Annotated in this window: 17 protein-coding genes; 11 read left to right on the top strand and 6 right to left on the bottom strand. The window is 73.7% G+C overall.

Going from position 1 to position 18,419, the window contains the following annotated elements; translation table 11 throughout:
- Nucleotides 1–392 precede the first annotated feature (392 nt).
- On the top strand, nt 393–2,885 hold the full coding sequence (locus J2S46_RS15415; RefSeq protein WP_370882313.1) for a chitinase C-terminal domain-containing protein: 2,493 nt from the start codon (nt 393–395) through the stop codon (nt 2,883–2,885).
- A 129-nt stretch (nt 2,886–3,014) separates the two neighbouring features.
- Here the strand turns inward: J2S46_RS15415 and J2S46_RS15410 are convergent, their stop codons facing one another.
- Together J2S46_RS15410 and bcp are read right to left on the bottom strand one after the other, a co-directional pair.
- On the bottom strand, nt 3,015–3,722 hold the full coding sequence (locus J2S46_RS15410; RefSeq protein ID WP_191290063.1) for a hypothetical protein: 708 nt from the start codon (nt 3,720–3,722) through the stop codon (nt 3,015–3,017).
- Nucleotides 3,723–3,938: 216 nt separating this feature from the next.
- On the bottom strand, nt 3,939–4,415 hold the full coding sequence (gene bcp, locus J2S46_RS15405; protein WP_191290062.1) for a thioredoxin-dependent thiol peroxidase: 477 nt from the start codon (nt 4,413–4,415) through the stop codon (nt 3,939–3,941).
- A gap of 132 nt (nt 4,416–4,547) precedes the next feature.
- Here bcp and J2S46_RS15400 point away from each other — a divergent pair, with 132 nt between their 5' ends.
- The 3 genes from J2S46_RS15400 to J2S46_RS15390 all read left to right on the top strand — a co-directional run bounded on the left by J2S46_RS15400 (nt 4,548) and on the right by J2S46_RS15390 (nt 6,802).
- Nucleotides 4,548–4,901: a DUF3618 domain-containing protein gene (locus J2S46_RS15400; RefSeq protein WP_229912716.1), complete on the top strand. Its 354-nt coding sequence runs from the start codon at nt 4,548–4,550 to the stop codon at nt 4,899–4,901.
- Between the two features lie 229 nt (nt 4,902–5,130).
- A complete protein-coding gene (locus J2S46_RS15395; RefSeq protein ID WP_229912727.1) occupies nt 5,131–5,433 on the top strand; it encodes a GroES family chaperonin in 303 nt (100 codons plus the stop codon).
- A gap of 184 nt (nt 5,434–5,617) precedes the next feature.
- A complete protein-coding gene (locus tag J2S46_RS15390) occupies nt 5,618–6,802 on the top strand; it encodes a winged helix DNA-binding domain-containing protein (RefSeq protein ID WP_191290061.1) in 1,185 nt (394 codons plus the stop codon).
- A gap of 88 nt (nt 6,803–6,890) precedes the next feature.
- On the opposite strand, the gene J2S46_RS15385 is transcribed toward J2S46_RS15390, so the two are convergent.
- Entirely contained in the window at nt 6,891–9,278 is a 2,388-nt protein-coding gene (locus J2S46_RS15385) for a transglycosylase domain-containing protein (RefSeq protein ID WP_191290060.1), read from the bottom strand.
- 413 nt (nt 9,279–9,691) lie between these two features.
- Here J2S46_RS15385 and J2S46_RS15380 point away from each other — a divergent pair, with 413 nt between their 5' ends.
- The 5 genes from J2S46_RS15380 to J2S46_RS15360 all read left to right on the top strand — a co-directional run bounded on the left by J2S46_RS15380 (nt 9,692) and on the right by J2S46_RS15360 (nt 15,067).
- Entirely contained in the window at nt 9,692–10,561 is an 870-nt protein-coding gene (locus J2S46_RS15380; protein WP_191290059.1) for an ABC transporter permease, read from the top strand.
- A 70-nt stretch (nt 10,562–10,631) separates the two neighbouring features.
- Nucleotides 10,632–11,405: an ABC transporter permease gene (locus J2S46_RS15375; protein ID WP_191290155.1), complete on the top strand. Its 774-nt coding sequence runs from the start codon at nt 10,632–10,634 to the stop codon at nt 11,403–11,405.
- A 106-nt stretch (nt 11,406–11,511) separates the two neighbouring features.
- A complete protein-coding gene (locus J2S46_RS15370; protein WP_191290058.1) occupies nt 11,512–12,471 on the top strand; it encodes an ABC transporter ATP-binding protein in 960 nt (319 codons plus the stop codon).
- A 156-nt stretch (nt 12,472–12,627) separates the two neighbouring features.
- Entirely contained in the window at nt 12,628–13,923 is a 1,296-nt protein-coding gene (locus J2S46_RS15365) for a DUF445 domain-containing protein (RefSeq protein ID WP_229912715.1), read from the top strand.
- 100 nt (nt 13,924–14,023) lie between these two features.
- Nucleotides 14,024–15,067, top strand: coding sequence for an adenosine deaminase (locus J2S46_RS15360; RefSeq protein WP_191290057.1), 1,044 nt, complete (start codon nt 14,024–14,026; stop codon nt 15,065–15,067).
- Between the two features lie 88 nt (nt 15,068–15,155).
- On the opposite strand, the gene J2S46_RS15355 is transcribed toward J2S46_RS15360, so the two are convergent.
- Together J2S46_RS15355 and J2S46_RS15350 are read right to left on the bottom strand one after the other, a co-directional pair.
- Nucleotides 15,156–16,094, bottom strand: coding sequence for a YidC/Oxa1 family membrane protein insertase (locus tag J2S46_RS15355; protein WP_229912714.1), 939 nt, complete (start codon nt 16,092–16,094; stop codon nt 15,156–15,158).
- Between the two features lie 75 nt (nt 16,095–16,169).
- On the bottom strand, nt 16,170–16,463 hold the full coding sequence (locus J2S46_RS15350) for a DUF6412 domain-containing protein (RefSeq protein WP_191290056.1): 294 nt from the start codon (nt 16,461–16,463) through the stop codon (nt 16,170–16,172).
- 161 nt (nt 16,464–16,624) lie between these two features.
- On the opposite strand from J2S46_RS15350, the gene J2S46_RS15345 reads away from it, so the two are divergent.
- Together J2S46_RS15345 and J2S46_RS15340 are read left to right on the top strand one after the other, a co-directional pair.
- A complete protein-coding gene (locus J2S46_RS15345; RefSeq protein ID WP_191290055.1) occupies nt 16,625–16,906 on the top strand; it encodes a type II toxin-antitoxin system Phd/YefM family antitoxin in 282 nt (93 codons plus the stop codon).
- Nucleotides 16,899–17,321 carry a type II toxin-antitoxin system VapC family toxin gene (locus J2S46_RS15340; protein WP_229912713.1) on the top strand — a complete coding sequence of 141 codons (423 nt, stop codon included), beginning with the start codon at nt 16,899–16,901 and terminating at the stop codon, nt 17,319–17,321. Before J2S46_RS15345 ends, J2S46_RS15340 begins: the two co-directional genes overlap by 8 nt.
- A gap of 24 nt (nt 17,322–17,345) precedes the next feature.
- Here the strand turns inward: J2S46_RS15340 and J2S46_RS15335 are convergent, their stop codons facing one another.
- Nucleotides 17,346–18,419, bottom strand: coding sequence for a Gfo/Idh/MocA family oxidoreductase (locus J2S46_RS15335; RefSeq protein WP_191290054.1), 1,074 nt, complete (start codon nt 18,417–18,419; stop codon nt 17,346–17,348).

Here is an 18,419-nt window from a genome sequence, read left to right as displayed (position 1 = left end):
TCGGCGAGCCTGCCCACAGGTACCTGCGGCTGTAGCGGTCAGGCTCGCGTCCCGGCGCGAGCAGGACCTCGTCCGGCGGGGCCGCAGTCGCCACGGCTGCCCGCACGGCGCCCTGGTCGTACGTGACGGTCATGCGTGTCCCCCCGGGTCGAATGGCGCGCCCGTCCCCATTCGTGCAGATGACTGTTGGGGCGTCTGGGTCACGGGTATGCAGGAGAGTTGGGCCGGCGCAGGGCGCTGAGGTGGCAAGTTGGTAACTTCTTTGCCAATTGGTACGGACCTATTGACCGGAGTGGTCCAGACCACATAGCTTCAGCGCCAATCTTGTATCCCCCACGTGCGTGCTCCCCACAGGTACGCGCCGGCACTCTCTCCTGGAGGACCGAGTGTTGATCCGAAGCACGGCCGAGGAGCGTCCCACCGCTGCTCGCCGCGAGAAGAGCCCCGGCGTCCGGGCGGGCCTCGCCACGCTCGCCGCCGCCGGGCTGGCCGGCCTGCTGGTCGCCACCCTGGGCGCGGCGCCGTCGCAGGCGTCGGCCACCGTCGACAACGCCAGCTGTCGCCCCGACGGCATGTACACCACGCCCGGCGTGGACGTGCCCTACTGCTCCGTCTACGACGAGGCCGGCCGCGAGAAGATGGGCGCCGACCACCAGCGCCGCATCATCGGCTACTTCACGGGCTGGCGCACCGGTAAGGACGGGACCCCCGCCTACCTGGTGAACAACATCCCGTGGGACAAGGTCACCCACCTGAACTACGCGTTCGGGCACATCGGCAGCGACAACAAGCTGTCGGTCGGCACGGACGGCCCGAACAACGAGGCCACCGGGATGACCTTCCCCGGCGTGGCCGGCGCGGAGATGGACCCGACGCTCCCGTACAAGGGCCACTTCAACCTGCTGACCAAGTACAAGAAGCAGTACCCGAACGTCAAGACGATGATCTCGGTGGGGGGTTGGACCGAGACCGGCGGCTACTTCGGTGACGACGGCAACCGGGTCAACTCCGGCGGCTTCTACTCGGTGACCACCAACGCCGACGGCACCGTCAACCAGGCGGGCATCGACACCTTCTCGGCCTCGGCGGTCGACTTCATCAAGAAGTACGGCTTCAACGGCGTCGACATCGACTACGAGTACGCGACCTCGATGAAGGACGCGGGCAACCCGCAGGACTGGACGCTCGCCAACGCCCGTCGCGGTGCGCTGGCCAAGGGCTACGCGGCCCTGATGAAGACCCTGCGCGAGAAGCTCGACCGGGCCGGCGCCGCCGACGGCAAGCACTACCTGCTCTCGGTCGCGGCCCCGTCCTCGGGCTACCTGCTGCGCGGCATGGAGACCTACCAGCCGGCGCAGTACCTCGACTACGTGAACATCATGTCGTACGACCTGCACGGCGCCTGGAACAAGTACGTCGGCCCGAACGCCTCGCTGTTCGACGACGGCAAGGACGGCGAGCTGGCGGCCGCCAACGTCTACGGCACCGCGCAGTACGGCGGCATCGGCTACCTGAACGCCGACTGGGCGTTCCACTACTTCCGCGGCGCCATGCCGGCCGGCCGGATCAACGTCGGCCTGCCGTACTACACCCGCGGCTTCAAGAACGTGACCGGTGGCACCAACGGCCTCTGGGGCACGGCGAGCGCCACCACCTGCCCGGCCGGCGCCGGTCTCACCGCGTGCGGTGACGGTGCCGTCGGCATCGACAACATCTGGAACGACAAGGACACCGCGGGCAAGGAGTCCCCGGCCGGGTCGAACCCGATGTGGCACGCCAAGAACCTGGAGAAGGGCGTCGTCCCCGACTACCTCGCCAAGTACGGCGTGACCGACACCGCGCTGCAGGGCACCTACACCCGCAACTACAGCTCCTCGCTGGTGGCGCCGTGGCTGTGGAACGACACCAAGAAGGTCTTCCTCTCGACCGAGGACGAGCAGTCGGTGGGCGCCAAGGCCGACTACATCGTCAACCAGGGTGCCGGCGGCACGATGATCTGGGAGCTCGCGGGCGACTACAAGTGGGACGCGGCCGCCAACGGCGGCAAGGGCCAGTACGTGCAGGGCTCGACGCTGACCTCGCTGATGTACGACAAGTTCAAGGCCGCCTCGCCGTACGGCGCGACCCGCTCCACGATCGCGCTGCCGCAGCAGACCCTGCCGATCGACGTGACGTACACCAACTTCGCGCTGGGTGACTCGAACTACCCGATCAACCCGAAGATCCACATCGTCAACAACTCGACGCTGACCCTGCCGGGCGGCACCGAGTTCCAGTTCGACTACAGCAACTCGGCCCCGGGCAACGCCAAGGACCAGTCCGGCTTCGGCCTGACCGTCATCAAGCAGGACAACCCGGGCCCGGGCAACGTGGGCGGCCTCAAGGGCACCTACAACCGCGTCTCGGTGAAGCTGCCCGGCTGGCAGTCGCTGGCGCCCGGCGCCTCCGTCGACCTGGACTTCACCTACTACCTGCCGGTCTCGACCCCGGCCAACTGGACGGTGAACGTCGCGGGCACGCTCTACGGCCTGACCGGCGACCTGACCCGCGGCGCGACCGGCGGCACCTCCTCGCCGAGCCCGACCGCCACGGCCACCGCCTCGCCGACCGTGACGGCCTCGCCCACCGCGACCGCCTCGCCGACCGCCACGGCCACCGCGACGGCCTCGCCGACCGCGACCGCCACGGCGACCGTCTCGCCCACCGCGACGGCCACCGCCGGTGCCTGCACCGGTGCCCCGAGCTGGGACGCCGGGGCCACCTACGCGACCACCACCAAGGTGTCGTGGAAGGGCCACTACTACAGCAACAAGTGGTGGACCAAGGGCGAGGACCCCACGACCACCGGTGCGTGGGGCGTCTGGAGCGACCTCGGAGCCTGCTGATCGGATGACAGCGGCTCACCGAGGTGAGTGACGGCGGTGGCGGTGCACCCGGTCGGGGGGTGTGCCGCCACCGCTTCGTCGTTCCCGGGCGGTCCGGCCGCCGGGATCAGTGCTCGACGGCCGCCGGGATCAGTGCTCGATGTCGGAGCGCATCGCGATGAACAGCGCGGCGGCCTCCTTGACGGTGCTCTTCGGGAACAGCGCGACGCCCGCGGTGGAGGCGTCCGCCCAGCCGCAGAGCACGTCGGTGGTGGCGGCCTCGGGCAGGCCCAGGCACTCGACCGAGCCGCCCAGCGGCCCGGGCCCGTACGGCGCGGCGGTACCCGGGCTGCCGGTGGAGCCGCCGTCCAGCGCGTAGTCGATCAGGCCGCGCCACAGGTGCTCGCGGCGCTTGTTCGGGTCCTCGGGGACGTTGTCGACCGCGACCAGGAGGATCCTGCGGTCGGTGCCCTTGGCGGCCGGCGCGTACTCCGAGACGACGAGGTTCATGCCGTCCCGCATCTCCCCGGGGTCGATCGCCACGTCGGACACGGCACCCTGCCCGGTGTACACGGCCAGCCCGCCGGCCGTCCGCGCCGTCGCGACCTTCCGCTTCCCGGCCGGGGCCGCGGTGGCGGTGGGGGCCGGCGCGGGGGTCTTCCCCGTCGCGGGCGGGGTGGTGGCGGGGGCGGCGGCCGGGCTGCTCGGGGCGGCCCCGGTCGCGGCGGGGCCGTCGGCGACCCCGGGGGTCTCCTCCGGTCCGCAGGCGGTGAGCGCGAGGGCGAGGGCCGCACCGGCGGCGGCCAGGCTCAGGCGGGCGGGAAGGCGGCGGGCGGTGACGGGTCTGTGGCTCGGCACGGTCACTCCAGGGGCGCGGCGGGAACCGGGCTGCTGGACCCGGTGCACAGAACCCTAGGGGTGCCGGGCCGCCGGGCGCCGGTGCTTGGCCTCTTCAGGACACCATCGGGACAGAGTGGTGACAGGCCGGCCCCGGCACGACGCCTCCGGCACTGTGCGCGCCGGCACGGCGGGCCCGCGCGGGCCCGCCGTGCCGGCGCGGTGGGGCGGTCGGGATCAGGCCGCGGCGATCTTCAGGTCGCGGAGCAGCTTGGCGACGTGGCCGGTGGCCTTCACGTTGTACAGGGCGTGCTCGACCTTGCCCTGCTCGTCCACGATCACGGTGGAGCGGATGACGCCGACGACGGTCTTGCCGTAGAGCTTCTTCTCGCCGAAGGCGCCGTAGGCCTCCAGGACGGACTTGTCCTCGTCGGCGAGCAGGGTGACCTTGAGGTCCTCGGTCTCGCGGAACTTGCCGAGCTTCTCGGGCTTGTCCGGGGAGATGCCGATGACCTCGTACCCGGCGCCGGAGAAGGCCTCCAGGTTGTCGGTGAAGTCGCAGGCCTGGGTGGTGCAGCCGGGGGTGAGGGCGGCGGGGTAGAAGTACACGATCACCTTGCGACCGAGGTGGTCGGCGAGGGACACCTGCTTGCCGTCGGCGTCGGGCAGGGTGAAGGCAGGCGCGGTGTCTCCGGCCTGGAGGCGCTCGCTCACGGTGGAACTCTCCTCGTGTGGACTGGTGGTCGTACCACGGCAAACTTACCTCTGTTGGTGGGTGGGGCCGCGCGTGGCGGCGGGTCAGCTGACAAACTGGGGCGGTCGCACAGGACAACATCGGTGAATGGGGTGGCCCTAGTGGGCGAGGCGAGCACGAAGGACAAGACGGACACGCGGACGGCCGCCCAGATCGAGGCGGACATCGCGCGTACCCGCACCAAGCTGGCGTCGACCCTGGACGAGCTCGCGGTGCGGGTGCACCCGTCGACGGTCGCGGCGCAGGTGAAGGCCAAGGCGGTGGCGTCGGTCGAGCAGAAGGCCGGTCGGGCGTACGTGGCGGCGAGCGGGGCGGTCGAGAAGGCGAAGGCGCAGTTCACGGACGAGAAGGGCCGCCCGCGCAAGGAGCGGATCGTGCCGGCCGCCCTGGTGGGCGTCGGCGTGGTGCTGCTGCTGGCCTCGGCCCGCAAGCGCCGGCGGGGCTGAGCCGCGGCGCCCGCCGGGCCGGCCCTCGCGGGTGCGGCCCCGCGCTGCCGGGCGGCGGGGGAGGGGGCCGGGTGCGCCGGATGTGCGTACCCGGCCTTCCGCATGCCGGGCCAGGGTCACGCGGGTGCCCGGGGGCGGGTACGGTCGGGGCGTGAGTACCAACGACGCGCGGACCCCGCAGGACGAAGCACCTCGCCACGACCGGCTGGGCGAGAAGCTGCCGATCAAGATGCTGCACGACCGGGTGCTGGTGAAGACCGAGGGGGCCGAGGGCGAGCGCCGTTCGACCGGCGGCATCCTGATCCCGGCGACGGCCGAGCTGAGCAAGCGGTGCACCTGGGCGGAGGCGGTGGCGGTCGGCCAGAGCGTCCGGTCGGTGGAGCCGGGTGACCGGGTGCTGTACGACCCGGAGGACAAGCTGGAGGTCGAGGTGCGCGGCGCGACGTACGTGCTGCTGCGCGAGCGGGACCTGCACGCGGTGGCGGCGACCCGCTTCGGCGACACGGAGGGTTCGACCGGCCTGTACCTGTGACCGGCCGGCACACCTGATCGGCCGGTGCCTCCGCCCGGCCGGTACCGCTGACCGGCTCACCCCGCATCCGGCCGTGCCGGATCGCTGCGGCCCGCGGTCACCCGGGCGCCGGAGGTCCGCGCCGGGCCGGCGGTCCCGCCGATCGCCGTGATCGGGCCGGACGGCTGCATTACTGTCCCCGGGTATGACCGGAACGAGTGGCAGTCGCCCGAGGATCAGTGACGAACAGCGCCGGGCCCGGCTGGGGGAGCGGCACCTGCTGGTGCCCGCCCGGCGGGCGGAGTCGGTGGAGCAGGTGGCGGACGCGGTCGTCGGGCTGCACGCGACGGACGCCGCCACGGTGTACCTGTCGGCCTGCGCGCGCCTGGCCGAGCCTTCGGCGGCCGAGGTGGAGCGTGCGCTGTACGACGACGTGACCCTGGTGAAGCTCCTGTCGATGCGTCGCACCATCTTCGCGGTGACCGAGGAGTTCGCGCCGTTCGTCAGCTCCTCGACGGCGCGGGCGATCGCGGCCAAGGAGCGGGCGACGCTGCTGAAGCACCTGCGGGACTTCGCCGAGGGCTGGGACGAGGCGCGGCTCGCGGGGACGGAGCGGGCGGTGCTGGCGGCGCTGGCGGCGCGCGGCGAGGCGACCACGGCGGAGCTGTCGGCGGACGTGCCGGCCCTGCGCGAGACCATGCTCATGTCGGAGGGCAAGCCGTACGAGGCCCGGCAGAGCGTGGGCAGCCGGCTGCTGCGCCTGCTGGCCTCGGACGGGCACGTCCGGCGCTGCCGGCCGCGCGGCTCCTGGCTGAGCAGCAACTACCCGTACGCGCCGGTGCGGCAGTGGCCGGAGCTGCCGGTGCGCGAGTCGAAGGCCGAGGTGGCGCGCCGCTGGCTGGCCTCGTACGGGCCGGCCACGGTGGAGGACCTCAAGTGGTGGACGGGCTGGACGCTCGGGGACGCCCGGCGGGCGCTGGCGGACGTGGGCGCGCAGGAGGTGACGCTGGGGGAGGGCGCCGCCGGGGTGGTGCTGCCGGGTGACGTGGGCGTGGTGCGGGCGTCCGGGCCGTGGGCGGCGCTGCTGCCGGCGCTGGATCCGACGGTGATGGGGTGGCGGGGCCGGGACTGGTACCTGCGGGCGCAGGACGTGCCGGCGCTGTTCGACCGGGCGGGCAACGCGGGGCCGACGGTCTGGTGGGACGGCCGGGTGGTGGGCGGTTGGGCACAGCGCGCGGACGGTGAGCTGGTGTGGCGGCTGTTGTCGGACGTGGGGTCGGAGGCGGAGGCCGCGGTGGCGGCGGTGGCGGTCCGGTTGGCGGGGTGGCTGGGTGGGGTGCGGGTGACGCCGAGGATCCGGACGCCGTTGGAGCGTGAGCTGGTCCGGTAGGCGGGTGCCGGTCCAGGGGCGGGGTGGCGGTCCTGGACCGGGCCGGCGGTCGGGCGCCCGGCGGGGAAGCGGGCTCAGGGCTCAGGGCTCAGGGCTTGGGCGGGGGCGGGGAAGGCGGGAGGGCGCCGGCGGGGGAGGGGCCGGCGGCGCCGGTGGGGGTCGGTGCGGGAGGCGGGGTGGCGCGGGTGGGGGCGCTGCGGCTGGGTGTGACGGTGGGGCTCGGCGGCGGGGTGGGGCCCGGCCCGGCCGGCGGGGTGGGGTTGCCGGTGGGCGCGGGGGCGGTGCTGACGCTGGGGGCCGGGGTGGGGGTGCCGGCCGGTCGGGTGCCCGGGGAGGTGCCGCCGCCGTTGCCGGGGGTGGCGGCCGGGCCGGGCTGGGTGTTGCCCTGGGCGGGGTGCAGGTCGAAGTGCTGGATCCGGCTGCCTTCGAGGGCGTCGGCCATGTAGGAGGTCCAGATCTCGGTGGGGAAGGTGCCGCCGTTGATCCGGGTCAGGCCGGCGGTGCCGGCCAGCGACTCCTTGGCGTGGGTCTTCGGGTTCTCCCTGAACAGGCTGACCGTGGTGGCGAGTTCGGGGGTGTAGCCGGCGAACCAGGCGGCCAGGTTGGAGTCGGTGGTGCCGGTCTTGCCGGCGGCGGGCCGGCCGAGGGCGAGGGCGGCGGCGCCGGTGCCGCGGCCGCTGATCACGTCGCGCAGTACCCCGGTGACGGCGTCGGCGGTGCCCCGGTCGAGGGCGGTGGTCGGTTCGTGCTCGGGCAGCCGGGGGATGTCGGAGTAGCCGGTGTGTTCCAGTTTGAGGACGGACCAGGGGCTGAGCGCCTGGCCGTGGTTGGCGAGGGCGGCGTACACGCCGGCCAGGTCGATGGCGCTGGGGGTGACGGTGCCCAGGGTCATCGAGGTGTTGGCGGGGTCCATGCCGGGGACGTCGGCGGGGATGCCCAGCCGCAGGGCGGTCTCCCGGACTTCGGGCAGGCCGGCGTCCACGCCCTCCTGGGCGTACACCGAGTTGACCGACTTCACCATGGCGAGCCGCAGGGACACCGGGCCGTAGTCGATGTCGTCCTCGTTGGGCGGGTCGTAGGGGGTGGGGCCGCCGATCACGTCGCGGCCGCTGGTGCCGTCGTAGACGGTCTCGGTGGTGATGCGGCGGCCGTCCTGGGTGGTGGCCTCGCTCTCGATCGCGGCGGCGAGTTCGAGCGGTTTGAAGGTGGAGCCGATCTGGTTGTCCTGGCGCAGGGCGTCGTTGAAGGGCTGCTTGGCGTAGTCGGGGCCGCCGTAGGCGGCGACGATCCGGCCGGTCGCCGCCTCGACGGAGGCGCCGGCGACGCGGACGTCGGTGTCCGTGCCGGGCCGGGCCCGGGGGTCGAGCTCGTCGGTGAGTTCCTGCTGGACGGCGGCGGCGAAGGCGTCCTGCTTGGCCTTGTCGAAGCTGGTGGTGATCCGCCAGCCGCCGGCCTTGAGGGTGGCGGCGTCGACGGTGCCGGTGCTGGCGAGGTAGGTGTCGGCGATGTCGACGAGGTAGCCGCTCTGGCCGGCGAGGCCGACGACGGGCCTGGGGTCGATCGGCTCGGGGAAGCTGGTCGCGGCCCGGGCGGCGGGGTCGAGGAAGCCGAGCGAGACCATGCCGTCCAGGACGTAGTTCCAGCGGGCGACCGCGCGGGTGCGGTTGGCGGGGGTGGCGTTCTTGACGTCGTACGCGCTGGGGGCCTGGAGCAGCGCGGCGAGGTAGGCGCTCTGCGCGGTGGTGAGCCGGGAGACGTCGGTGCCGAAGTAGGCGTTGGCGGCGCTCTGGATGCCGTAGGCGTTGCGGCCGAAGTAGCTGGTGTTGAGGTAGCCGGCGAGGATCTGGTCCTTGCTCTGCTGCTGGTCGACCTTGAGCGAGATGAAGAGTTCCTTGACCTTGCGGGAGAGGGTCTGGTCCTGGGTCAGGTAGTAGTTCTTCACGTACTGCTGGGTGATGGTGGAGCCGCCCTGGGTGCCCTGGCCGGTGACGGTGTTCCAGCCGGCCCGGACCATGCCTTTGAGGTCGACGCCCTTGTTGCGGTAGAAGGTGCGGTCCTCGGCGGAGACGGCGGCGTGCTGGGTGTCGGCGGGGATCTGGTCGAGGGTGACGTCGCTGCGGTTGACGGCGCCGGTGCGGGCGAGTTCGGTGCCGTCGGCGTAGTAGTAGATGTTGTTCTGGGCGACGGCGTGGGCGTTGGCGTCGGGCACGGGGACGATCAGGTAGAGCGTGACGAAGGCCGCGATGCCGAGCAGGAGCAGGCCGGCGAGGCCGGTGAGGAGCATCCGCCAGGTGGGGATGGCGCGGCGCCAGCCGGGCAGGGCGCGGCGGGCCCGGCGGCGGTCGGTGCGGCGGGCCCGGCGGCGGTCGCGGCGGGTGCCGTGGGCGGGGCCGGCGGCGGGTGGCCCGGTGAGCGCGGGGGGTGTGCCGGTGTCGGGCTGCGGGTCGGGCCGGTGGTCGGCGGGCTCCAGGCTCATGGGGTGATTATGTCGATTTGAGCGGTGATCAGGTGGTTCTTCCGGGGGTTGTGGCGGGGCGGTTCGGCGGCGGCCGGTGCGGGATCCGGCGTGCGGAACCCGGCGGTAGGGGTGGTCCGGTGGGCGCGGGGGCGGCGAACGGGGGCGCGGGGGACGGTCGGTGGGGTTCGGGGGCGGGGAATTCAGCTGCGCCGGATGATCGGTGGCGGTACGGTGAAAGGTGAGAACCGCATAGCGCAGCCAGTGGGTGCGAGCTCCGCCCGCCGCCCGGGACACCCCGGGGTCAGGCCGGTCGGAGCCGGTCCGTCGTGCGTCCGCGCGTGTCGGCGCGCGTTCCGCGACGGTCCGAGGGCGGGCGGCCGCCCCTGGTCCGTGCCCTTGACCCGCTCCCAATAAGTCGACAAGGAGACAATATGCCGGTATCAGTGAAGCCCGGCGGACCGCCCCGCGGCCGCCCTCCGGGGACGGCCCACGCCGGCGCCGCCCGGGTCTACCTCGCGGTCGCCGCGGGCAGCTTCCGCCGCTACTCCACCTACCGGGCCGCGACCTTGGCCGGGGCCTTCACCAACACCGTCTTCGGCTTCATCCTGGCCTACAGCTTCCTCGCGCTCTGGCGGGCCCGGCCGGGCCTCGGCGGCTACGACACCGCCCAGGCCGTCACCTACATCTGGGTCAGCCAGGCGCTGCTGGTCACCGTCGCGGTCTGGGGCGGCGGTTTCCAGGACGACGTCCAGGAGCGCTTCCGCACCGGTGACATCGCCGTCGACCTCTACCGTCCGGTGGACTTCCAGGGCTGGTGGCTGGCCGGCGACCTGGGGCGGGCCGGCTTCCACCTGGTGGCGCGTGGCGCCGCCCCGATGATCGCCGGGGCGCTCGTCTTCGACCTGCGGGTGCCGCACGACCCGCTGGTCTGGGCCGAGTTCCTGCTGTCGGTGCTGCTCGCGGTGCTGGTCAGCTTCGGGCTGCGCTACCTGGTCGTGCTCACCGGCTTCTGGCTGCACGACTCGGACGGCGTGCGGTCGGTGATGCTGGTGGTGTCGATGTTCTTCTCCGGGATGCTGCTGCCGATCGGCCTCTTCCCCGGCCTGCTCGGCGAGATCGCGCCGCTGCTGCCGTGGGCCTCGCTGGTGCAGGTGCCCACCGACGTCTTCCTGGAACGTGAGTCCGGCGCCGGCCTGCTCGGCGCGCTCGGCTTCCAGGCCGCCTGGGCCGTGGTGCTGCTCGCGCTCGGCCGGGTCGTCCAACTGCTGGCGACCCGAAGGGTGGTGGTCCAGGGTGGCTGACACCGTGACCGGAGCCGGGGCCGACAGCCTGCTGGAGCGCGCCCGCTGGTCGGTGCGGGCCTGGTGGCTGATGGCCGGGATGTGGACCAGGGCGGTGATGTCCTACCGGGCCTCGTTCGTGCTGATGCTCGCCGCCAACATCATGATCACCTCGCTCGACTTCCTGGTGGTGGTGCTGATGTTCCAGCACACCGACCAGCTCGGCGGCTGGACCCTGCCCGAACTGGGCTTCCTCTACGGGACGTCCGGCATCGCCCTCGGCATGGCCAACCTCTTCGTCGGCAGCACCGACGCGCTCGGCGCGCGGATCCGCGCCGGCACCCTCGACACCATGCTGATCCGGCCCGCCCCCGCGCTCGCCCAGCTCTGCGCCGAGCGGTTCTCGCTGCGCCGGCTCGGCCGCCCGGTGCAGGCCGCCGCCGTGCTGGCCTGGTCACTGACCGCGCTGGACGTGGCGTGGACCTGGGACCGCGTGCTGCTGGTGCCCGTCCTGCTGCTCTGCGGGACGGTCATCTTCTCGGCGCTCTTCATCGGCTTCGCCACCCTGCAGTTCTGGTGGGGCGAGGCCAAGGAGATCCAGAACTCCTTCACCTACGGCGGCGCCACGCTGCTGCACTACCCGCCGACGATCTTCGCCAAGGAGCTGGTGGCCGGGGTCGTGTTCGGGATCCCGCTGGCCTTCGTCAACTGGCTGCCCGCCCTGCGGATCCTCGACCGCCCCGACCCGCTCGGACTACCCGCCGCCTTCCAGTACGCCTCGCCGGTGGCCGCCGCGCTCTGCGCCTACGTGGCGGGGCTGCTCTGGCGGGCCGGGCTGCGGGCCTACCGGGGCACCGGCAGCTGACCGCCCCCGGCACACGCCCCACCACCGCCCTTCAGCACCCGGCACCGCTCTCCAGCACCCCCCGAAGCCGGCTCCAGCACCGCCGGCCCAGCGAAAGGACCCAGGCATGGCACTGATCGAACTCGACGACGTCCGCCGCAGCTTCACCGTCCGCACGCGTACCGGCCGACTGCGGCGCGAGAAACGCGAGGTCCACGCCGTGGACGGGCTGACCTTCGACATCGAGGCCGGCGCCTGTGTCGGCTACATCGGCCCCAACGGCGCCGGGAAGTCCACCACCATCAAGATGCTCACCGGCATCCTCGTCCCCTCCTCCGGACAACTGCGGGTGGCCGGTGTCGACCCGGCCCGGGAGCGCACCGCGCTCGCCCGCCGGATCGGCGTGGTCTTCGGCCAGCGCACCACCCTCTGGTGGGACCTCCCGCTGCGCGACTCCTACGAGCTGGCCCGCCGGATCTACCGCATCCCCGACGCCCGCTACCGGGCCAACCTGGCCCGCTGCGTCGAACTCCTCGAACTCGGCGGCCTGCTGGACACCCCGGTGCGCCAGCTCTCGCTGGGCCAGCGGATGCGCGGCGACCTCGCCGCCGCGCTGCTGCACGACCCGCAGGTGCTCTACCTGGACGAGCCGACCATCGGCCTGGACGTGGTCAGCAAGGGACGGGTCCGGGAGTTCCTGCGCCAGGTCAACCGCGAGCAGGGCACCACCGTGCTCCTCACCACCCACGACCTGGTGGACATCGAGCAGCTCTGCGACCGGGTCATGGTGATCGACCACGGCCGGCTGGTGCACGACGGCGACCTGGCCGGGCTGCACGCGGTGGGGATGAGCGAACGCACCCTGGTGGTCGACCTCGCCGAGGCCCGCCCGCCGATCGACGTGCCCGGCGCCCGGGTGGTCAAGGTGGACGGGCCGCGCCAGTGGCTGGCCTTCCCCGCGCAGCAGAGCGCCGCGCCGGTGGTGGCCGCGGTCGCGGAGCGCTACCCCCTGGTCGACCTTTCGGTCCGCGAGCCGGCCATCGAGGACGTGATCGCCAAGATGTACGCCCGGGTGGCGATCGGCTGAGCCGGCCCCACCCCGGCCCGCGGGCGGCCCCGGCAGGTCCGGGGCCGCCTGACGGCCGTTCATCCGGGTCCGGCGCGACGGGGCCCGCGGGGCGCACGGCGCGCGGGGGAGGGGTGGGGAGGATCACGCGCGCCGGGTACGGGGCAGACTGGCGGGGTGAGCGACGAAGCGTCCGACGGAGCGGGCCCCGGTGTGAGGTTCACCGCGGCCGACGAGGAGAAGAGCCGCGGCGTGCGGCGGATGAAGGCCATCGCGACCGGCCTGCTGGCCTTCGCGAGCCTGGTCTTCGCCCTGGCGACCTGGGCGAAGGCCTCCGGTGCCGGCGCCTGGGCCGGCTATCTGGCGGCGGCCGCCGAGGCCGGCATGGTGGGCGCGCTCGCCGACTGGTTCGCGGTGACCGCGCTGTTCCGCCGCCCGTTCGGCCTGCCCATCCCGCACACCGCGATCATCCCGACCAAGAAGGACGCCTTCGGCAAGTCCCTGGGCGACTTCGTGGGCGACAACTTCCTCTCCGGCCAGGTGGTCCGCCGCCGGCTGGCCGCGCTGGGCATCGCCCGGCGCCTCGGCGAGTGGCTGGCCGCCCCGGGCAGCGCCGAGCGGGTCACCAAGGAGGCCTCGGCGGCGCTGCGCGGACTGCTCGCGGTGCTGCGGGACGAGGACGTCCAGGCGGTGGTCAGCGAGGCCGTCACCCGGCGGGCGTCGGCGACCTCGGTGGCCGAGCCGATGGGCCGGATGCTCGGCAAGGTGGTCGCCGACGGCGGCCACCACGGGGTGGTGGACCTGGTGGCCGTCCGGGTGCACGACTGGCTGACCGAGAACCACGAGGAGGTCGTCCAGCGGGTCACCCAGAAGACCCCCGGCTGGACGCCCCGGTTCATCGACCACCAGGTCGGCGAGCGGGTCTACAAGGAGCTGATGCGGTTCGTCACCGACATCCGGGACGACCCGCTGCACCCGGCCCGGGGGGCCGTCGACAACTTCCTCGCCGACTTCGCCGCCGAGCTCCAGCAGGACCCGGAGACCATCGCCCGGGTGGAGCGCGCCAAGGCCGACCTGCTCGCCCGCGCCGAGGTGCAGGACCTGATCGCCTCCACCTGGGCCGCCGTCCGCTCGCTGGTGATGACCGCCGCCGAGGACGAGGACAGCGAACTGCGGCTGCGCATCACCCGGGGCGTCCGCGACTTCGGCGCCCGGCTGGCCACCGACACCCGGTTGCAGGGCAAGGCCGACACCTGGCTGCAGGACGCCGCGCAGTACGTGGTGGACACCTACCGGGACGAGATCACCTCGCTGATCTCCGAGACGGTCGCCGGCTGGAACGCCGAGGACGCCTCCCGCAAGATCGAGGCCAACGTCGGCCGGGACCTCCAGTTCATCCGGATCAACGGCACGGTGGTCGGCGCCCTGGCCGGCCTGCTGATCCACACGGTCGCGGTGGCCCTCGGCGGCTGAGCCCGGCGCACCCGCCGTGGCGCGTGCGTTCCCGGTGCCGCGGGAGGCTCGCGTAGCCTTGCGGGAACTGATGAGACGCGCGTAGAGAGAGAGTCACACCGTGGTCCAGCCGGACGGGAAGAGCGGCATCGAGGCGTTCATCGCGGGCATGCCCAAGGCGGAGCTGCACGTCCACCACGTCGGATCGGCCTCACCCCGGGTGGTCGCCGAACTGGCCGCCCGCCACCGCGGCTCGAAGGTGCCGACCGACCCGGCCGCGCTCGCCGAGTACTTCACCTTCACCGACTTCGCCCACTTCATCGAGGTCTACCTCAGCGTCGTCGACCTGATCCGCGACGCCGAGGACGTCCGGGCGCTGACCTACGGCGTCGCCGAGGACATGGCCCGCCAGCAGATCCGCTACGCCGAGCTGACCGTCACGCCGTACTCCTCGGTCCGCCGGGGCATCCCCGACGTCGCCTTCATGGAGGCGATCGAGGACGCCCGCAAGTCGGCCGAGAAGGACCTCGGCGTGGTGCTCCGCTGGTGCTTCGACATCCCGGGCGAGGCGGGCCTCGCCTCCGCCGAGGAGACCACCCGGCTCGCCGTCGACCTCGCCCCCGAGGGCCTGGTCAGCTTCGGCCTGGGCGGCCCCGAGATCGGTGTGCCCCGCCCGCAGTTCAAGCCGTACTTCGACCGGGCCCGGGCGGCCGGCCTGCACAGCGTGCCGCACGCCGGTGAGAGCACCGGCCCGGAGACCGTCTGGGACGCCGTGCGGCTGCTCGGCGCGGAGCGGATCGGCCACGGCACCCAGTCGGTGAAGGACCCGGCGCTGGTCGACTGGCTGGGCGAGCACCGGATCCCGCTGGAGGTCTGCCCCACCTCCAACCTCGCCACCCGGGTGGTGGAGCGGATGGAGGAGCACCCGATCCGGCAGATGGTCGACGCCGGGCTGCTGGTCACCGTGAACAGTGACGACCCGCCGATGTTCGGCACCGACCTGAACACCGAGTACGGCGTCGCGGCCCGACTGCTCGGCCTCGACGAGGCCGGTGTCGCCGGGCTGGCGAAGAACGCCGTCGAGGCGTCCTTCCTGGACACCGCCGGCAAGACCAGGCTGGCCGGCGAGATCGACGCCTACCTGGCGGGGTGGACCCGGGGCTGAGCCCCGGGCCCCGTCCGGCAGTCCCGTCGGGCACGTCCCGTCCGGCCCCGGTGGGCCTGCCCCGCACGGGGGCGGGCCCACCGCCGCGTCAGCCGGACTCCGCGGCCCCGGCCGGCTCGGCCGCCTTGCCGGCGCCGGCCGCCCTGACGTTGCCGGCGGAGGGCCTGGCGGCCCGGGGCGCCTTCCTGGCCCCCGGGACCTTCGCGGCGCCCGCCCCACCGGTCGCGCCCGCCCGGGCGGGCGCGCCGGGCTTCGCGCCCCGCGCCGCCTTCGTGTTCCGCACGGGCTTGGCGAGCTTCACGGGCTGCTCCGGCCCGGCCTCCGGTGCGGCCGGCAGCGCCGGTGCCGGGGTGCCGCGGTGCAGCCACGCGCGCTCGGCGGAGCTCCAGGCGGTGGTGGTGACCAGGTAGAGCCCGGCCGCCAGCGGCACGAGCGCGGCGAACAGCACCGTGCCGAAGGACAGGTACGGGAGCAGCGCCGCCCCGGGGGCCGGTGCGGCGCCCGCCGCGGTGGTGGCGCCGGGCAGGCCGGTGCGCCGGGCCCGGCGGAAGTTGGCGTAGCCGACGGCCGCCAGCGCCGCGTACAGGACGCCGAACACCGCCAGCTGCGCCGGGCCGTGCGCGCCGCTCACGTGCATGCCGAGCGGGACGCCGAGGACGGTGTGGTCGAGCAGGTCGTTGGGCGTGGTGAAGAGCCGGTACATCACCGAGAAGAACGGGATCTGCACGAGCATCGGCAGGCATCCGGCGAACGGTGACGCCTTCTCCTCCCGGTACAGCTCGGCGAGCGCCTCCTTGAGCTTCTCCGGCTTGCCCTTGTGCTTGCGGTTCAGCTCCGCCACCTGCGGGGCGAGCCTGGTGCGGGCCTTCTCGCCGCGGGCGGCGGCCCGGGCCAGCGGGTGCAGGGCGAGCCGGACGCAGACGGTGAACAGGATGATCGCGGCGGCGGTCGGCAGGACGTGCGCGAGCGCGGACACGGCGGTGTGGGCCAGGCCCACCGCCGGGTCGAGGATCGACAGGACGGACATGGTGAGGAGAGCCCTCCGGGGTCTCGGGATCGAGAGGTCGGCGGAGGACGGCCGCGAGCTGGTGCGGTGGGGTGGTTACGCGGCCGCCGGGGCCGCGCCCGGTGCCCTGGGGCGTCGGCGGCCGCGGGCGTCCGGGTCCCGTTGCGGGAGGAAGGCGGTGCGCAGCGCGTGGCGGCGCAGGGTCCCGTCGCGGACGGCGGCCGGGGCGCGGGCGCCGAGCAGCCGGCCGGTGGCGAGGGTGCCGGCGACGACGCCGGAGAGCAGCACCAGGGCGGCGGCGGCCGCGACGGCGGTCAGGCCGGACGAGCCGGTGAGCAGTTCGCCGGTGAGGACTCGCAGGAGTCCGAGCAGGGCGGCGAGCAAGGTCATCGTCGTCCTCCTCCTGGTGCGGGCCCGGCCGGTCGGCGGGGCGGTGCGGGCGCGGGGCCGCGCGTGCTGTCGTCGAGGACGATGGTACGGGTGCGGGGCCGGTTCCCACGAGCGGTTGCGGGAGTGTAGCCATCGGTGCTACACGGGGCTACCGTGGAGGGATGAAGACGATTACCCAGCGCGAGTTCCGCAACAACTCCGCCGCGGTGATGGACGCGGTGGAGGCGGGCGAGACGTTCCACATCACCCGTAACGGCGTCGAGGTCGCCGAACTGCGGCCGGTCTCCGGCCGGCGGCGGCTGAGCGCGGAGGAGCTGGTGGCCCGGCACGGCCGGCTGCCCAGGGTCGACTACCAGCAGATGCGCAAGGAGGCCGAGGAGATCTTCGGCTCCGAGGACCTGCTCGGCGAGGACGACGACCCGTTCGAGCGTCCCCGTGGCTGAACGCCGCAAGGTGGTCCGGCGCCGTCCCGCCGGGGTGCTGGACACCTGCGTCTACATCGATCTGGCGCTGCTGGACCCGGCGGACCTGCCGGCCGTCCCGGAGCTGACCGCGATCACCTTCGCGGAGCTGCAGCAGGGTGTCGCGATGGCCCGTGACCCGCTCAGCCGCTCGGCCCGGCTGGAGGTGCTGGGGGCCGCGACGGCGGACTTCGACCCGCTGCCCTTCGACGCGGCCGCCGCCGCCCGGTACGGCACCCTGGTGGCGCTGACCATCGCGGCGGGGCGCCAGCCGCGCCCGCGCCGGATCGACCTGATGATCGCGGCCGTGGCCTCGGCGAACGGCCTGCCGCTGTACACCCGCAACATCGCTGACTTCCGGGGGCTGGGCGCGGCGGTCGAGGTCATCGCGGTCTGACCCGGCCCGGGCCGCGGGGACGGCCTAGCGGGGCAGCTTGACGACGGTGCCGGTGGCGGCGCTGGCGCGGGCCGCCTCCAGCACGGTCAGCGTGGTGACCGCGTCCCGGGGGTCGACCGGAGGCGGGGCGGTGCCGGCCAGGGCGGCGGCGATGCCCGCGTAGTAGGCGGGGTAGTCGCCGGGGAGGGTGCGGAGCGGCGCGGCGTTCTCGTTGGTGCCGAAGGCGCCGAAGTGGGCCTCGTCGTCGGCGCCCCAGGGGCGGGCCCCGTCGGGCCGGTGACCGGCCCTCAGCTCGTCCTCCTGCGGGTCCATGCCGAACTTGACGTACCCGGCGCGGTCGCCGAGCACCCGCAGGCGCGGGCCGACCAGCGGGGTGACGGCGCTGGTCCACAGGTGGGAGCGGACGCCGCCGTCGTGGGTGAGGGCGAGGAAGGAGTCGTCGTCGACCACGGCGCCGTCCCGGCGGGTGTCGATCTCGGCGTACACGCTCTCGACCGGCCCGAACAGGGCGACGGCCTGGTCGACCAGGTGGCTGCCGAGGTCGTAGAGGGTGCCGCCGGCCTCGGCCGGGTCGGCCAGTTCGCGCCAGCCGGCCTTGGGCTTGGGCCGGAACCGTTCGAACCGGGACTCGAAGCGGTGCACGCGTCCGAGGGCGCCGGTCTCCACCAGGTGGCGGGCGGTCAGGAAGTCGCCGTCCCAGCGGCGGTTCTGGAAGACCGACAGCAGGACGCCGCGGTTCTCGGCGAACTCGCAGAGGTCCAGCGCGGCGGCCGCGGTGGCGGCCAGCGGCTTGTCGACCACGGTGGCCAGCCCGGCCGTGAGCGCGGCCCTGGCCAGCGGGACGTGGGTGCGGTTGGGGGAGGCGACGACGACCAGGTCGAGGGCGTCCGGGTCGGCGAACAGGGCCTCGGGGGTGTCGAGGGCCCGGGCGTCGGGGTGTTCCGCGCGGAGCTTCTCGCGGCGTTCCGGGTTGGCGGTGACCACGGCCTCCAGCCGTAGCCCGGGGGTGGTGGCGATCAGCGGCGCGTGGAAGGCGGAGCCGGCCAGGCCGTAACCGACCAGGCCGACACGGAACGGGGGGCGGGGCGGGGTGGTCAT

The sequence above is a fragment of the Kitasatospora herbaricolor genome (assembly GCF_030813695.1).
Taxonomy (GTDB): domain Bacteria; phylum Actinomycetota; class Actinomycetes; order Streptomycetales; family Streptomycetaceae; genus Kitasatospora; species Kitasatospora herbaricolor.
Note: the sequence above shows the minus strand (reverse complement) of the source record. Positions and strands in the feature narration are given on the sequence as shown.

Excerpts from the sequence above, each read along its gene's own strand:
- J2S46_RS15335 (WP_191290054.1), bottom strand. The coding sequence starts at position 18,419 with ATGACCACCCCGCCCCGCCCCCCGTTCCGTGTCGGCCTGGTCGGTTAC.
- J2S46_RS15390 (WP_191290061.1), top strand. The coding sequence starts at position 5,618 with ATGACCGGAACGAGTGGCAGTCGCCCGAGGATCAGTGACGAACAGCGC.
- J2S46_RS15395 (WP_229912727.1), top strand. The coding sequence starts at position 5,131 with ATGCTGCACGACCGGGTGCTGGTGAAGACCGAGGGGGCCGAGGGCGAG.
- J2S46_RS15350 (WP_191290056.1), bottom strand. The coding sequence starts at position 16,463 with ATGACCTTGCTCGCCGCCCTGCTCGGACTCCTGCGAGTCCTCACCGGC.
- J2S46_RS15345 (WP_191290055.1), top strand. The coding sequence starts at position 16,625 with ATGAAGACGATTACCCAGCGCGAGTTCCGCAACAACTCCGCCGCGGTG.
- J2S46_RS15355 (WP_229912714.1), bottom strand. The coding sequence starts at position 16,094 with ATGTCCGTCCTGTCGATCCTCGACCCGGCGGTGGGCCTGGCCCACACC.
- J2S46_RS15385 (WP_191290060.1), bottom strand. The coding sequence starts at position 9,278 with ATGAGCCTGGAGCCCGCCGACCACCGGCCCGACCCGCAGCCCGACACC.
- J2S46_RS15380 (WP_191290059.1), top strand. The coding sequence starts at position 9,692 with ATGCCGGTATCAGTGAAGCCCGGCGGACCGCCCCGCGGCCGCCCTCCG.
- J2S46_RS15375 (WP_191290155.1), top strand. The coding sequence starts at position 10,632 with ATGGCCGGGATGTGGACCAGGGCGGTGATGTCCTACCGGGCCTCGTTC.
- J2S46_RS15370 (WP_191290058.1), top strand. The coding sequence starts at position 11,512 with ATGGCACTGATCGAACTCGACGACGTCCGCCGCAGCTTCACCGTCCGC.